The sequence below is a fragment of the Treponema sp. R6D11 genome (assembly GCF_054786075.1).
Genome location: NZ_BDHD01000010.1, coordinates 1 through 16,317, shown reverse-complemented (window position 1 = coordinate 16,317; position 16,317 = coordinate 1). Strand labels below are relative to the sequence as shown.

General features: G+C 40.6%; 9 protein-coding genes and 2 pseudogenes. 3 read left to right on the top strand and 8 right to left on the bottom strand.

The features are described from left to right. Nucleotide 1: 1 nt before the first annotated feature. Together ACYVTD_RS02310 and ACYVTD_RS02305 are read right to left on the bottom strand one after the other, a co-directional pair. Nucleotides 2-1,624, bottom strand: coding sequence for a hypothetical protein (locus tag ACYVTD_RS02310; RefSeq protein WP_461246163.1), 1,623 nt, complete (start codon nt 1,622-1,624; stop codon nt 2-4). Further along, nucleotides 1,621-2,004: a hypothetical protein gene (locus ACYVTD_RS02305; RefSeq protein ID WP_461246162.1), complete on the bottom strand. Its 384-nt coding sequence runs from the start codon at nt 2,002-2,004 to the stop codon at nt 1,621-1,623. The genes ACYVTD_RS02310 and ACYVTD_RS02305 overlap by 4 nt, the downstream gene beginning before the upstream one ends. A 79-nt stretch (nt 2,005-2,083) precedes the next feature. Here ACYVTD_RS02305 and prfA point away from each other — a divergent pair, with 79 nt between their 5' ends. Genes prfA through ACYVTD_RS02290 form a run of 3 tightly spaced genes read left to right on the top strand, consistent with a single transcriptional unit; the run spans nt 2,084 to nt 5,191 of the window. Then, complete coding sequence (gene prfA, locus ACYVTD_RS02300) at nt 2,084-3,175, top strand: peptide chain release factor 1 (protein ID WP_461246161.1); 1,092 nt, start codon at nt 2,084-2,086, stop codon at nt 3,173-3,175. 14 nt (nt 3,176-3,189) lie between these two features. Then, nucleotides 3,190-4,056: a peptide chain release factor N(5)-glutamine methyltransferase gene (gene prmC / locus ACYVTD_RS02295; RefSeq protein WP_461246160.1), complete on the top strand. Its 867-nt coding sequence runs from the start codon at nt 3,190-3,192 to the stop codon at nt 4,054-4,056. After that, complete coding sequence (locus ACYVTD_RS02290; protein ID WP_461246159.1) at nt 4,046-5,191, top strand: CapA family protein; 1,146 nt, start codon at nt 4,046-4,048, stop codon at nt 5,189-5,191. Before prmC ends, ACYVTD_RS02290 begins: the two co-directional genes overlap by 11 nt. A gap of 10 nt (nt 5,192-5,201) precedes the next feature. On the opposite strand, the gene ACYVTD_RS02285 is transcribed toward ACYVTD_RS02290, so the two are convergent. The 6 genes and pseudogenes from ACYVTD_RS02285 to ACYVTD_RS02260 form a co-directional block, all read right to left on the bottom strand. Then, nucleotides 5,202-7,697, bottom strand: coding sequence for a methyl-accepting chemotaxis protein (locus tag ACYVTD_RS02285; RefSeq protein WP_461246158.1), 2,496 nt, complete (start codon nt 7,695-7,697; stop codon nt 5,202-5,204). A 274-nt stretch (nt 7,698-7,971) separates the two neighbouring features. Continuing rightward, a complete protein-coding gene (locus tag ACYVTD_RS02280) occupies nt 7,972-8,238 on the bottom strand; it encodes a hypothetical protein (RefSeq protein ID WP_461246157.1) in 267 nt (88 codons plus the stop codon). Continuing rightward, a complete protein-coding gene (gene rplQ / locus ACYVTD_RS02275; RefSeq protein ID WP_461246156.1) occupies nt 8,239-8,703 on the bottom strand; it encodes a 50S ribosomal protein L17 in 465 nt (154 codons plus the stop codon). After that, a pseudogene (locus ACYVTD_RS02270) lies at nt 8,693-9,022 on the bottom strand (DNA-directed RNA polymerase subunit alpha C-terminal domain-containing protein); the annotation flags it as partial. The pseudogene ACYVTD_RS02270 and the gene rplQ, both read right to left, overlap by 11 nt. Before the next feature lie 228 nt (nt 9,023-9,250). Next, nucleotides 9,251-10,648: pseudogene (locus tag ACYVTD_RS02265) on the bottom strand (helicase-related protein); the annotation flags it as partial. Between the two features lie 343 nt (nt 10,649-10,991). Then, the gene (locus ACYVTD_RS02260) at nt 10,992-16,058 is read right to left on the bottom strand and encodes a DEAD/DEAH box helicase (protein WP_461246155.1); all 5,067 of its coding nucleotides are present in this window, start codon (nt 16,056-16,058) and stop codon (nt 10,992-10,994) included. Nucleotides 16,059-16,317: the final 259 nt, after the last annotated feature.

Below are 16,317 nucleotides of genomic sequence, written 5' to 3'. Positions count from 1 at the left end.
TTTACTGAATATTAATATAGTATCTTTCTAAATACGCTATTCTTCGTCTTGCGTCGTTAAAGCGGTTACTCTGCGGATATTCGTTTACAAGGCGGCGGTAGTAATCCAATGAAAGAAGTATATTTCTGCTTGGGCTATTGGCTTCATAGTACTGCCCTAAAAGCCAGTAAACTTCATCGGTTCCGCCGGGATAATCCACAATAAATTGATCGAGTAACGCTATTGCCGCCGGAATATTTCCTCCGTCAAAACTTTCTTTTGCTTTTTTTGCAACTTCATCCGGCGATAATATTTCCTTTTTTTCCGCCGGAGTGTTTTCACTCACACTCGGTTCTATTGCTTTTATAGAAGGTATCTGCGCTATTGGAGCGGCGGAAGAAGGCGGAACAGGAGAAACTATATTTGTTGACGGCGTAGGAGTTTTATCTTGAGTATTTGCCGACGGCGCGGGAGTAGTTTTTTGCGGAGCAGTTGTTTCCGCAGACTGTCTCTGTTGCGATGCAGTATTTGCAGGAGTTGTAGCGCTTGGAGCGGAGGGTGTCGTTTTTGCAGGCTCTGTAGTTCCCACAGTTACAACAGGCTCTGAAACCGGTTTTGTGCCGCTTCTTATTTGCGTCTCTTCAATAGGAGAGGGCCAGCGAGGTTGGGCTACTACCCTACCGCGATCAACGGGCGGATTAAACCAACCTGCTCCCGCTGTGGGGGCGTCGCCAACTACTACCTGAACATGATCGTTTAAAATATAATCTCTTATAAAATCCTGCCTGTAAAATTTTAAAATGTATGTTCCCGGTTCTTCCGTAGTAAAAATAAAAGTTTGTCCGTCAGAATCATTACGCCGAGAATTATAAACTATTCCGCGCTGTGAGGTGATCTCTCCCAGAAAAATCCACCCGTTTCCACGGAAAGGAATCTCTACAATTTGCCCCACTGTCGCGCGTACAATCCGCGAAAAAACAATTTCTTTGTCTTGCGGCATTGTTCCCATTTGAGCAACAGACTCAATCCGTGGGGCGGGAGCGGAAACGCCGCCTGTTATAGATGGCGAAGGATCTTTTTTTGTTTGCGAATCATTGTCGGAAGAAGTGGAATCAGACGCGGCGGATTTTTTTTCGTCCGCAGGAGGCTTTGCAGGCGGCGTCTGTTGTTGTGCTTGCGTAGGCGGCGTTTGAGGCTGAGTCTGCGCAGGTGGCGTTTGCGGAGGGGTTTGACTAGGTTGAGTTTGTGCGGGCGGTTGTTGCGGTGTCTGCACAGGCGGTGTTTGTGGTTGTGTCTGTGCAGGTGGCGTTTGCATAGCAGGTGGTTGCACAGGCGGTTGAGGTTGCGCAGGTGGTGTTACTGCCGCAACTTCCTTGTCGGCAGGTTCAGTTTCCAAAGGAGGCTTCTCATCTGCGGATTTTTCCTTATCAGGCACAGCTTGCGTTGTTTCGGCGTTAGGCGATTCTTTATTACCGGCAACCGCCAGATCTTCAACCGCGCTTTTTTTATCGGTGGAAGACTCTTCCGTTTTTTTTGCCGCTTCGGGTGTCCTTTTGGCTTCTTCGCCTTTCTTTTTTGCCGATCCGGCACAGGAAACCAATAAAAAGATCAATACGGCAATAATAATTAAATTAATTTTTTTCATGGGACACGCTCCAAATAATCATCTATAGAAGATTCTATTTTTTCACGCCATTGCTCTTCGCCGTTTTTTAGAGGGTCTTGCCAATATTCCATTGCGTCTTCTTCAGTCCAATTTGATTTTTTGTCTCGTTTCAAAAGCACACCCGGAATATAATCAGGCTCGTCCGGCAAAAACAGCTCTTCCGGCGGAATTGGGGCGATAATAACAGTTTCAGGAAGTTTGTCTTCTTTTTTTTCTCCGCCGTTCGTTTTCAGCGAAGCAATTACGGATATGGTCAGAATTCCCGCAAAAATAAGCGTACAAATAACGGCAAAACTGCGTTTCTGCAAGGCAGTCAGTTTCTGAAACGAATCCTTAATAAATTGAACAAATTTTTCCAATTTCCCCTCAATTATTATTATACCACAAAATAAAAACTGGTCAACTTGCCCTAAATACAATTTTTTGATAAGCTAAACTATGAATGAACGGCTGGCTTCCCTGCTTAAAAAATACGATGAATTAACCCTTCTTATTCAAGACCCTTCTTTAGTAAAAGACCAAAACCGATACCGAGACGTAATGAAGGAACATTCCCATTTAAGCGAAATAGCGGAATTGCATAACAGCATAGAAGGGCTGGAAAAGCAAATCAATGACGCTAAATCCCTTATTCAGGAAGAAAAAGATCAGGAAATGAAGGAGCTTGCCCGTGAAGAACTTAAAGAATTGGAAGGTAAATATAATTCCGATAATGAAAAATTAAAATTCCTGCTTATTCCAAGAGACCCAATGGACGAGAAAAATATCATTATGGAAATACGGGCTGGAACAGGCGGCGAGGAAGCGGCTCTTTTTGCCGCCGACCTTTACCGAATGTACTCCCGTTTTGCTGAATCAAAGGGCTGGAAGTTAGAAATAATGAACTCAAACGATACGGAATTGGGCGGCACAAAAGAAATTGTTTTTTCAATAAGCGGTAACAACGTATACGAGAATCTCCGTTATGAATCGGGAGTTCACAGGGTGCAGAGGGTTCCGGCAACGGAAGCATCGGGCAGGATACACACTTCGGCTGTTACCGTGGCGGTCTTGCCGGAAGCCGACGAGACGGAAATTGACATAAAACAGGAAGACCTCCGCATTGACGTAATGCGCGCGGGCGGTCCAGGCGGACAGTGCGTTAACACTACGGATTCCGCTGTGCGCATAACGCATATTCCCACAGGAGTTACAGTACACTGTCAGGACGAAAAAAGCCAGATAAAAAATAAGGCAAAAGCTATGCGCATACTTAGGGCGCGTATTTACGAGATGGAAGAAGCAAAAGCCGCCGCGCAGAGAGCCGAGGCAAGAAAGAGCCAAGTAGGTTCAGGCGACCGCTCCCAGAGAATCAGAACCTACAATTTTCCGCAGAATCGCTTAACGGATCACCGCATCAATCTTACGCTTTATAAACTTGATCTTATCATGCAGGGAGAAACATCTGAACTTTTTGACGCTCTTAAACTTTCCGCAAAGGAAGATTTATTGCAAAGTAGCGCGTCAGACACATCCGAAGATAACGAATAGCAGGAGTATAATTCATGTTAATCCGTGAAGCTCTGGCACAGGGAAGCACAGACTTAAAATACGCCGGAATAAAAACACCGGGACTGGACGCATCTTTATTACTAGCCCACATTTTAAGTACCGACCGTACAAAACTTATAGCAAGAGGAACAGACAGTATTTCAGATAAACAAAGTAAATTATTTTGCGAACTTTTAGAAAGAAGGGCAAACGGCGAATGTACCGCCTATATAATCGGGAAAAAAGAATTCATGGGGTTAGAGTTTGATGTAAATCCATCCGTACTTGTTCCAAGACCCGAAACCGAAACTCTTGTAGAAACCGCAATAGACATTATTAAAAATAAATTACAAAGTAACTCTCTTGCCAACATATTGGACTTATGCACAGGAAGCGGGGCTATTGCGGTTTCCTTAAGAAACGAAATACCCATGTGTGAAGTTACAGCGACTGATATTTCATCTAATGCGCTTAAAACAGCAATACAGAACGCCGAAAAACTATTAATCGGCACTCACATTAATTTTTTTCAGGGCGATTTATACTCCGCCCTTCCCTCTCCGTTACCTGCGCCATTTTCGCTAATCGTTTCAAATCCGCCGTATATACCCTCCGCAGAAATACAAACCCTATCCGCGGAAGTACAAAACGAACCGCGCCTGGCGTTAGACGGAGGAACTACCGGACTGGAAATAATAACGCATATAATAGAAAAAGCTCCCAATTACTTAAAACAAAACGGATATTTGCTGTTAGAAGCCGATCCTCGTCAAATGAAGCAGATAACAATTTTGCTTGAAAAAAACAAGTTTAAGAATATACAACTATTCAAAGATTTAAGCGGAGAGGATAGGGTTATCGGGGGTAGATTTGAAAAATAATTTAAATAATAAATTATTTCTTATTCTGTTGTTTGTATTACTTGTTTTTTCATGCCGTTCCGAACCCAAATCTGCATCAAATCGTAAAACCGAAAAAAACACAAAGCAGACATATTACAGCATTAACTTTATTGCGGCGGGAGACAATTTATTTCATGAGTCGCTTCTTAATTCGCAGTTTAAAAACGGAGTTTATGATTTTTCGTCTATTTATATTCCGATAAAAAGCATAATCCAAAACGCCGATCTTGCGTTTATTAATCAGGAAACACCTATGGCGGGCGAAAGTTTTGGCTATTCCGGTTACCCCGCTTTTAATTCTCCGCAATCGCTTGCAAAAACACACGCGGACACAGGCTTTGACATTATTAATCTGGCAAATAATCACGCGATGGATAAGGGGGCAAGCGGTCTTTACGCCACTCTTGATTATTTAAACACAATAAAAGAATTTACGGTTATAGGCGCACGTAAAGAAGGACCAAGCGCGCGAATTATTAAAAAAAATAATATCACTCTTGGTTTTTTATCCTATACTTACGGACTTAACGGCAATACGCTTCCAAAAGACAATCCAAATCTTGTCTCTTTGATAAACAGAAAAAAAATAGAAGAAGAAGCAACTGCTCTGCGTCCGTTATGCGACTTTTTAGTAGTCTCCATGCATTGGGGCGACGAATATATGCTCCAGCCTAATAAAGAACAAATTGATCTTGCCGTCTTTCTTTCCAGTTTAAATGTAGACCTTATCATAGGACATCACCCGCACGTTTTACAGCGGGTAGAAACATTAAAACGCCCAGACGGTAAAGAAACTATCTGTTACTACTCGCTTGGAAATTTTGTCTCTCATCAAAGGGAAAGAGAAAGAATAATCGGCGCTCTTTTAGCTTTGACCTTTGTAAAACAATCAACCGGTGAGTTGACCATTACTAATTACGGAATAATACCCGTAATAACTCATTACGACATAACTTTTACAAACACAAAAATATACCCGCTTTATTCATACACGGAAGAATTATTAAACAAGCACGCCCTGAAGAATTTAGGGGGCGGACTTTCTTTTGCATTCTTTAAAGGAGTAACAGACAGATTAAACGTTCACATTTTCAAGAGCGCGCCTTTTCATTAGTATACAAAAATTATTTTACCAGTTTTGCAACAGTAGCCAACATATCTTCTTTATTGATTGGCTTGTGTATAAAGCCAATCGCCCCCATATTCTGCGCGTGTTCCCTGTCATTTGGATCGTCAGACACGGAATAAATCGCTATCGGAACTTCGTGCAGTTTGGTTAAATCCCGTATCCTGACAAATGTATCCCACCCGTCCATTTCGGGCATAACTAAATCCAATAAAACCAAATCGGGAGTATATCCTTGGAAAAATAAGGTTAAAGCTTTTTTGCCGGAATTAACAGTGGTAATATCATAATTATCAGCCAACATAGATTTTGCCATAATTAAATCGGTTTCTTCGTCGTCAATTACAATGATTTTTTTCTTCTCATTGCCTGAATCAACTTTAAATTTCTTTGATTCTTCTTTTAAATTATCAAAGTTCTTGTTGTTTTCTTCGCTTATTTCATCTACAAATACTACCGCTTCTTTTATCTCCTTAACTGCTCCGTTTACTATTTCGTTCATACCACCCATAATTTCATTGCTGATTTCTATAAATTCTCCGGTCTGCTTGTTCATTTGCTCGCCAGATTCCACCATCTCAGCCGCGCCTTCTTTTACCGATACGCTTATATCTTTCAGGTTACCTATGGCTTCCAATATTTGCTTTCCGCCCTCTTCCTGTTCTTCCATAGCGTTTAAAATATTTTGTTCATGCTGTGAAACAGTTTTTACGCTTGAGTCTATAGCGCCGAAACGTTCCAAAACTTCATTAGAAGATTTGGTTATGTTGTCTATAGATGTTTTTATTTTTTTCAGCATAGTAGCTGTGGTTTTTGACTGCTTCCCCGATGTTTCGGCAAGTTTGCGAATTTCATCGGCTACTACGGCAAAACCCCTACCCGCTTCTCCCGCATGCGCCGCTTCAATAGCCGCATTCATAGAAAGCAGATTTGTCTGGCTTGCGATGCTATTCATCAACGAGTTTATTTGCAGAAGCCCTTCTGAATCTTTCGCTATTCCCTGTATTTCCTGCGCGACTAATTGAAGCCCCGTTTTTCCATTTTCAGACGCTTCGGTTAAAGTATTGACATTTTTGCTGTTCTCTATCAGGGTTTTGGTTACCGAATTAATGTTAGCTGTCATTTGCTCAACTGCGGAAGACGATGTGTTAATACTTTCAACCTGACTTGCTATCAGTTTATTCAGCTTTTCAATGTTATTCTTTATGCCCTGCACAGATTTAGAGGCTTCGGCGGCGCTTTTTTCCTGTTTGCCCATTTTGCCCTTCATACCGTCAAAATTTGCCGAAATATGATCTACCGATTTAGAAGTTTTATTTATATTTACAGTAAGTTCATGACCTGTATTGGTCATAGCGTTAATTTTGTATTTTATAGTTCCTATAAGGTTTCTTATGTTTTCTATCGTATGATTAAAGTAATCCACCAGGTTACCAATCTCATCATTTGATTTTACTGTTACTTTTCGGGATAAATCCCCGTTAGAGACGGATTTTAACACTTCAATCAGACTGATAATCGGATGTGTAAGAATTTTACTGAAACGTAATGAAACAAAAATAGCTATAAGCACTATTGCTACGCTTATAAGTATAACAATAAACACATTCCGCCAAAAATCAACGTAAAATTCATCAGTGGAACCGGTTGTTATAATATGCCAGTCCATTCCGGAAACAGGCATAGAGCCCCAGTAGGTATTTCCTTCAATTATTATATTGATATCGGAACCGATTAAATCTTTTAAACTTTTGCCTTCCTTTTTAAAGAAATTATCATCTTCTTTCATAACGCGACTGGGATCTTTATAGACAACAAATGTGCCTTGATTATCAATAATAAAAGTATTTCCGTCCTTTGTAATCGTTCTGTCTATAACAATTTTAGTAAGAACATCAAGGTAAACATCTGTTCCCACAACACCGATGATATTCCCCTTATCCCTGACAGTACGAACCATAGACACGCACATTTGTCCGGTAGATGTATCTTCGTATGGTTCGGTAATCACAGTTTTGTCCGGCGATTGCATTGAAGTTATAAACCATGGACGTTTTATCTGATCCCATACCGGACTGTCTCTATAAGGATCCCAGTCTGTAGCGCAGATAAAATTACCGCCGTTAAATCGGGATATTAAAGTGCCATAGTATATTTCAAAAACGGCATCTACCGTAGGCAGCAGGCTTTCAATTATGCTTTTCATTTCGGCATATGTTCTGATACTGGGAACCATAGCCGCTACATTTTCTGTTAAATTCAGCGCGGGCATTAACGCTTTTTCAATATCCAGATTGATATAACGTAATTCATCCAAAGCCATATCATGCATATATTTGTGGGCATTTTTAGATTCGCCTTTAATTAATATGACTGCCCCCGCAATTGAAATGCTTAATGTCAGTGAAAGGCAAAGAATAATTATTTTTCTAGATAATACACTTGATTTTCCTCGCTTTTCGGCGGTTTTTCCCACAGAGCCTTCATTTTTCATAGTTATATTACCCCTTTGATTTTTGCCGCCATTCCGAACCTTCGTCGGCGTTAAACAAAAAAGATAGATTTTTGTTTAACTTATCTGTATTTTGGCGTATAAGGTAATATTATTATATTCTTTTTAAAAATGCAACAAAAATTTGAAAGAAAATTTAGAATATTTCTCTTAACTTTAAATATCTAAAAAAGCGCAAATTACAGCAAATTTCCTAAATTATTAAGCTATAAATACGTTATACCAAATAAAATACCCTAGGGGGGAGGGAAAACCCCTAAGCTTCCGCCACCGCTTCAGTTGTTGTTGTTTCTGCAGGAGCTTCCGCTTTTTCTTCAACTGGTGGAGCAGCCGATTCAACAACGGGCAGTTTCTTTGTTCCGTTCTTTATAGCGGCTTTGCAGGTTTTGCATATTTTGAACTTTTGCCCACCGGCTTCCATTTCAAAAAGAACTTTGATATTCTTTCTTTTGCAAATAGGACATTCGCCCCTGCCGTGAGCGTATAATTCTCTAAGACTTTGACCTCTATGTGGTTTAGACATTTATTTCCCCTTCTTTCCGTCTTTGGCGGGCTTGCTTTCTTTTGCCGGCTTTGAATCAGCGGACTTTTCTTCGCCCTTTTTTGCTTTAGTTTTTTCGGTGGTATCCAATTTATAATCAACCAACTCTAAAATTACAAGTTCTGCGGCATCGCCTTTGCGTTCGCCCAATTTAATAATGCGAGTGTATCCGCCGTTGCGGTCTTTCATTCTGGGGGCAATAACCGTAAAAAGTTTTACGACAATACCCTCGTTATACAAACGCCCAGAAACAATACGGCGGTTATGAATCGTATCTTCTTTCGCCCGTGTAATCATTTTTTCCGCCGTTCTGCGTACTTCTAACGCTTTTGCCTTTGTCGTCCTGATCCTTTCCTGCTTAAAAAGAGACGTTACCATATTGCGATGCAACGCTTTACGATGAGACGCCATTCTTTGCAGGGGGTTAAATCCTCTTTTATGCTTCATCTTCCGTATCCTTTACCTTGGGTTCCATACGGGCGTTTTTCAGAACATTCAAATCGGTTATTCCAAGACTCAAGTTCCACTCTTTAAGTTTTTCCTTGATTTCCTGTAACGATTTCTTGCCAAAGTTACGAGTTCTGGCAATGTCATCTTCTGTTTTTCGCGTAAGTTCCCCTATCGTCTTTATATTAGCGTTCTTCAAACAATTTGAAGAACGAACCGAAAGCTCCAATTCCTCAACAGGAGTATTAAGAACTTTTCTAATGTGATCGTTTTCATCGTCAAGATCATCGTCAAGACCGATGTTGTTTTCGTCAAAATCAAATGTCCCCTGTTGCTCTGATTCTGCCGCAGGTTTAAGTAATGCCGCTTTTACAATAGCGGTCTGCATTTTCTTTTCATCTTCCGGTATGGGAACAAGAATGCCAAGGTCGTCCCGGATTCTTTTTGCTTTTTTAATAATTACATTGAAGATAAGACCGTCAACGGGATTATTTTCACCGTAAATCATGACACAGCGTACCTTTGGCGATCTTTGTCCGAAGCGGTCAACCCGTCCTTCACGCTGTTCATGGCGGGCGGGGTTCCACGCAAGATCATAATGAATCATAGCGTCAAACCCGTGCTGTAAGTTGATCCCCTCTGAAAGACAGTCTGTAGCGACCAGAACCGGAATCTTTGCCTCTTCCACCAGACTTTCTACCTGTTCTTCCCGTTCATCAGAGCTTATCTCTCCTGTTATACATGCAATTTTTATATCACCGTTATCTTTGTAATAATTTCTTAATTCGTCGGCTACATAATGGGCGGTAGCGACATAGCGGCAAAAGATAACAGGCTTAAAATGGAGCTTGTCATTTAAGAGAGCGTCAATTTCCTTTACCAGTAAGGCAAGTTTAGGATCATTTCTTATGCCTTTTAGGGTTTCCGTTTCTTTAATGAGATTTTCCAAAAGAGAGTCTTTTTCTATAAGAGCCGCCGGTTCCTCGTCATTTATTAATAGGTCGTCGCCGATTCCGTCTATGATACGTTCATCGTCAATAAAAGAAACATCTTCTTTTTCATTCTCTTGGCTTAACCCTCTAAGGCGTGTCTCTAATGCCCGTTTAGCGGCATCAGGAGATGAGGACACACAGCGTAACAGGGCGATAACCGCATACCAGATAACCGCAAACTCTGTTCCGTGGGTTTTTTCCGCTTTCAACGCCAGATCAACACAGTAAGAACGGATTTCTTTAAAAAACGTTTCCCATTTGCCGGAAAGTTTATATGCCGCTTCCTTTGTTTCTCGAAGCGGGAACAACGCTCGCTCGTTCCATTCGTTTATGTCGATACGTCTTCGTTGAACAAAATAATCGCCTAATTCCTCCCGTAATTCACGGTTTTCATTCGTAGTGAAAGAATTGCCTAGCGCCAGATTTGCGAAGTCCTGACGCAGTAAAGCTAGTAAATTGGCAAATCCTGCCTGGTTCCCCGAATGTGGAGTTGCCGTTAACATGACAAGATGGCGTTCCGTATTTTCGCATAATTTTTTCAGAAGTTCATATCGCTGCTGCTTCCCCTGCCCGATACTGGTACAGGTATGAGCCTCATCAACAATTATCATCATCGGGGCGTTTTCAATAAAATAATCAAGGCGTTTGGGCATCTTTATATAATCAAGGCTGATAACTGTAGCGGTATAATAATCAAAAACTGAAACACCCCGTGGCGTATCCCGTTCCAGACGGTTGATAGTCGCTCCCGTAACCGCAACAGCATCAATGTGAAAATGCTTTTTTAATTCCAATACCCATTGTTCAACAAGATGAGGCGGACACAGAACGGAAAAGCCGTCTATTTCGCCACGATCAAAAAGCTCACGGGCAATAAGCCCCGCTTCGATTGTCTTGCCGATACCTACATCGTCCGCTATTAAGAGCCGGACGGTATCCTGTTTTAGAGCCATAAGAAGCGGAACAAGTTGATAAGCGCGAGGTTCCACGGCAATGTTGCCAAACCCCCGGAAAGGACCGGCTCCGGCTCGGCATTTCATTAATAGCGCGTCACGCAGTAACCTTGCGGAATAAAACGGTCCCGGCTTGGTAACATCGGGCGGCGGAAAAACAGCGCTTTCAATGGGCATTGTCTCAAGACTTGGAATAATGTATTGGATTTCGTCAGTACCGCCGCCTAAAGGACGGAGTTTCAAGAAATCATCATCGGGTGAAGAAGGTTCAACCACCCATTCCCGTCCTCGTGCAAGTATCAGGGAACCCGCTTTGTATGAAGGTTTTTGCATAACGGCTGTATCACTCATTTTTATCCTTTACAACAAGTTTAAACCCGTGATTTTCAATATACTCTTCAGCTTCTTCCCCCGGATGGCGGTAAAAGACAACGGTTTTTTTATCTCGATGATATTCATCGGCTGTCCATTTTTCGTTTATTGTATAATTATATTGTACACTTTCGCCGGACGATTTGCTATCATGTTTGTTTTGTATATTTGAATTCATAAACGATACAAGAATTTCCCGCACCGTGGTATCTCGGCGATCAATGCTTTTATGATCCATTTGGTTATAATATGACAACAGGCAATTATAGCATGCGGCAACACATTTTTCGCTGTTACCGTTGGTATCCTGCACATCTTTTAATTCCGACTCTGAATGAATTGGCTGTGTAACGTCATAGTGCATTATTTCCAGAGATTTCTTTGCGATTTGGGATAATTCGCCTTTTTCAAGGGCGATTCTGCTTAATACTCCGGCTCCGCCTTCTGACGCTTCGTAAAACAAAAGGTAATTACGGTTATCATTATTTGGCAAAGGTTCCGCCGCTATTTCAACTTCTTCGATTTCGTAATGCTGTTCTATTCCTCTTTTTAAGGCGGCTTGTAAAGTTACCATCGTTTTATTATCGGTTATCGTTTCAGCTACCTGTTCAGTCGGTTTAAAAAGAAGAATGTTTTTATGATCTTCAACATAAGGGACGATTCTCTGCGCCGTGTTTTTATCGATGTCGCCGGAATCGTCATCTTCATCATCAACATCTTCATTTTTTCCCCAGCGGCCTGAAAGAGGATCTATGGGGAAGCCTTTTTTATTTTTATCTATACGCCGTCTCCAGCCATAATTAAGCCGCCATAGGGTTGCGGCAGGATAATAGATTAAGTAGCCAAAACATTCGCCGTTGTATATTATTTCGCTTTCTATAGTTTCTTCCTTTTTTACGTTAAACATCGTTTGTAATTCGTAACCAATTCTTTGGCGTTCCTCGTCATTTACGGATATACGCATCTTTGGTCTGGTTTCTACGGTTTCAATTTTGTAAATATTCGTTACCTGGGTTTTAGCGTCCAATGGAGCGCCGCAAAAAGTACATCTTTCGCTTAAAAATGTTTCATCGTAGTGGCCATGTCCACATTCTTGGCATATTTTGGCTGTTTTTGTTGTCAAGCTGGCTCCGGCACTGACCTGCCCCGAAGAAGAATTTATTTTTACCCTGTAAACCTGATAAGTTCTTCCTTCATGATAAATCAAACTGTTTGGTCCAAATTCAGAAATCCCCAGGAATCTGGGACGGGCAATCATTGTTCCTTTTTCATCATTAGCCAGAGCGGCTCTGCCGGTAGAAGGTATCCACGCCATAAGGGGAAGCCGTGGAAAGTTATAACCGGGAAGGAAACCGGCGCTCGCAAGATAGCGATAAGTATTAAAATCGGAATTTCGCGCGTCTGAAGCCAAAAGCGCCTCGTATTGGTGATATGCATCATTATACCTGCGCTGTGCGTCTTCTCGTTCTTTTTTTACAGAACTTTGATTTATAATTCTATTAGCGCTCTCCCTTTGCTGTTTTGTAGCACGAAATAGTTCACGCCAACGGTTAAAACTTTCGTTAAAAACGTCAAAAATCCGCTTATACTCTTCTTCAATAAAATTATCATTAAGCCACGAAGGGACAATTTCCAATACCTTGCGTAATTCATTAAAGATGTTTTTAGCGTGGCGAATTGATTTTTCAAGAGCTTCGTTGTTATTTAATTTTTCTTTATATTCATTATAAATTGGTAGCTCATCTATGTTTATATCAAGAATTTCCTTGATACCCTGCGGTAGATTAACGCCCAGAGATTGAAGCCAGATTGAATGTAAATGACTTACAATTAGTTCCTTGTTTGCCAGATCAAAGAGGGGAGTCTTTACTCTTCCGTATACCATATCGCTTTTATTGGCAAAAAACCATTGATCATGTGGGCTTAACGCCGTGCAATATGTAACAATCAATGCCGCATGACCGGAACGGCCTGCACGCCCGCTCCTTTGGGCGTAATTTGCCGGTGTGGGGGGGACATTACGCATATAAACAGTATCAAGAGTCGAAATATCAATCCCCAATTCCATAGTAGGAGAACAGTATAAAACAGGAAGTCGTTGTGAAGATACGTTATTATATTTTGCCTGTAGTTGTTTTAACCACTTTACATCTTTATCTTCAAAACGGAAACGGGCTTCAAGTATTTCACGATCATCTGAATCAACCTGAGCCGTATGTTCATGTGATTCATAATCAAACAGATTGTAAATACCATTGGTTAAAGATTCGGCGGTCTGAATATAAAGAGTCCTAAAGAAATTATTGACGTTTTTTTCCGGCTTTTTATCTACTGTCAAGCGCCATAATAACGTATTACTGTTAAGACAGAACCCCGTCATGGAAGAGCTAAGTGATTGCGTTATGACGAATCCGTATCGTGTTGCCCATTGCAATATGTTTTCTATAATGGCGGTATAATCGTCTCCTTTCCATCCCGCATTCTCAAATTCAGTTCCTTTCCAAAAAAGTTCCCGTTTTATTAATTGCACGATCCTTGAACGAGGTCCAGCGCTTATTACTTCGCCTTGTCTTCCATGCCAATCATTATCAATCCTTAATGTTAAGTAGTTGGTTGTGGTAAGTATTTCATCTTCTGAAAATCCCCATGGTTCATTAAGCGAATTTTTAGACAGGTTTCTGTATTTCTCCTGTTCAAAACGGGTTAAAAAACGAGAGGAAATACAAAGATTTTTTTTCATTTCGTCAAAGACCAGCATAAATAATTTTATTTTTATCGATTGGGGAAGACTTGATATTTCAGGTAATAGCCCGTCATTGTCGGTTTCAAGGTATTTACTTAATCCGTCATATTCAATTCTTATCAATTCTAAAGCTTCCAGAGACGGATTATTGTAACGCCAACCTTTTCGAATATCCCGCAAAAGACGGTATCCAAGAATAAACATCAATGTGCTTTGAGCGTCTGTTTTTAAATGCCCTTTAATATCAGGTTTTTGCAGATATTCAGCGTTAGTTTCGTATGTGTCATTGTTAAAACCTATCGCATTAAATACAACTTCACTTAAATCGGATTCATGAAGAATACCATTTGATCTTTCAAGGGCGGAAAGAAGACCGCCTCGAATTGTTAAAAGAAAAATAAAGTCGTTAAAGTGTCCTGATTGCAGGGCGGCATCCTGCCTGTTATCGGTAAATCCTAACAGTTTTCTGTTTTCATGCTCATCTTTAAAAAGATTATCAAGAATATTTAAGGTAAGCATTGTAGTTGCCGAAGAACGCCCTTCGCCTGACAACCCTGAAAGACGGTTTATATCCTTTCCTTTTGCTTCATGGGTTGTAGAACAATGGGGACAGAAGCGAATTGCTCCCGGTATATAGTAAAAAGGACTGCCTTCTTCATTCATTTCCCCGTAAATATCAATATTCATCGGTCTTGGAACATAATTTTTCTGACTACGCTTTATTCGAGGCTCTCCATGAAAATCCTCAAACCAATAATCAGGCAAATCCTCTTCCCCATGATACTTCAGTGTACCTTCAACCGGAACAAGGAATCCAATTTCATCTTCACTGTCTTTTGGAACAGGGCTGTCAATTTCACGGGGTTCCCATTTATCATCAATATTTTCTACCGGAATAAATTCCTGCCCACATTCACGGCAAAAATAAACCGGATAAAGTAAAGCCTTGGTATCTTTTGGCGCATAACGTTGAGCGTTAAGGGTAACATAACGGGTATTTACAGGTTCAAGCGTACAAAGTACTTTCCCGGGTCCTGATATAAATTGGTGGAGTTTAAAAGGAAAAAGCTGCTTGTTATCATCGTCTTTAATATTTTGGGAATCAAGCAAATATTTTTTTAACACTTCTTCAGCTTTTTCCTTGGTAACATTAGCGGCTTGCGCCAATCTTTCAGAGGCTTCTTTTATTGACAATGGTTTAGCTCTTGCCGGTGCTTTTATTCCCGAATGATTTATTCCCATAGTCAGTTCCAGCCAGACAGCCAGCGGATCGTTTTTTAATTCAGTAATATTAAGTTTGAAGTTCGCAGAATTAAGAATCCTGTTATTCAATGCAAGTAAAATATCATTTAAGGATAGATTAGTATTGGTCACACGTTCAAGTTTTTCGGAAATAACATTAGAAACAGGGATTTTTTCTTCAAAAAGATTTCCGGCGAAATCTGCAGCCGCTGTTTTTTCATCTTTTCCGCCATCATCATTTGACGATGCCATAGTAGCGGAAGTGCCAATACAGACAAGATTGTTTGTTTGAAGCTGTCGTTTTATACGGCGGATAAGGAGAGCTACATCTCCGCCTTGTCTGCCACGGTAGGTATGGAGTTCGTCAAGGACAAGGTATTCAAGCCCTATACAATGCGATATAACAGCGCGATCAGCGTCATTATAACGAGTAAGGAGCAGTTCCATCATCATATAGTTAGTAAGTAAAATGTCAGGCGGATTTTGCGCTATAACTTCCCGCTCTCCGCTGTCTTCTTGTCCGGTATAACGCTTAAAAGAATAAGGCGGCTTTTCTTCCGGATTGCTTTCTATAAAATTATTCAGATATTTTTGAAGTTCTTCCATTTGACTGTTTGCAAGAGCATTCATGGGGTAGATAATGATCGCCCGTGTTCTTGGAGAGGCGTCATTTTCCCTGGCTTTTATAATCGAATTGATTATTGGCAGAAAGAAGGCAAGACTTTTACCGGAACCCGTTCCTGCGGTAACCACAAATGATTCCTTTCTTTGGGCGATTGCCAATGCTTCCTGCTGGTGAGTATAAAGGTGAAAATTACGAAACACTTTACCGCAAACCGGATGAAGGGTATTATCTTTAACCAAGTCGGCAACGGTAGACGCTTTTTCATAGTTAGGGTTTATTTGAATAAGCGGAGCCGGCCAATACCGTTTATTGGCATATTCGGTGTCAACTGCCTTTCTTATATCTTCCGCTCTGATTGTGGTAAAACTGCGGGAAAATTGCTCAAAATTTTTAACTACATTTTCGTGAAAATCAAAAATGTCAGGCATTTATCCCTCCTAAATATGTACGGTTTTAATGTTTTCCCCGTATTTTGTCTTATCAACTTTCAATTTTACTGGTTATTAAAAATAAAAAACAGAGGTTAGTAATTATCTTTCTTTTTTCTTTCTTAATTTACTCAAAAAACAACATCTAAATCATTGTTTTTGGTCATTTTTGATAAGTTACCTAAATTCGCCGTAACTCTAAAATCTATTGTAATTCTTTACTATTCTTTACTATTCTTTACTATTCTTTACTATTCTT

Coding starts and splice junctions, on each gene's coding strand:
- ACYVTD_RS02260 (WP_461246155.1), bottom strand. CDS start 16,058: ATGCCTGACATTTTTGATTTTCACGAAAATGTAGTTAAAAATTTTGAG.
- rplQ (WP_461246156.1), bottom strand. CDS start 8,703: ATGAAGCATAAAAGAGGATTTAACCCCCTGCAAAGAATGGCGTCTCAT.
- prmC (WP_461246160.1), top strand. CDS start 3,190: ATGTTAATCCGTGAAGCTCTGGCACAGGGAAGCACAGACTTAAAATAC.
- ACYVTD_RS02285 (WP_461246158.1), bottom strand. CDS start 7,697: ATGAAAAATGAAGGCTCTGTGGGAAAAACCGCCGAAAAGCGAGGAAAA.
- ACYVTD_RS02310 (WP_461246163.1), bottom strand. CDS start 1,624: ATGAAAAAAATTAATTTAATTATTATTGCCGTATTGATCTTTTTATTG.
- prfA (WP_461246161.1), top strand. CDS start 2,084: ATGAATGAACGGCTGGCTTCCCTGCTTAAAAAATACGATGAATTAACC.
- ACYVTD_RS02280 (WP_461246157.1), bottom strand. CDS start 8,238: ATGTCTAAACCACATAGAGGTCAAAGTCTTAGAGAATTATACGCTCAC.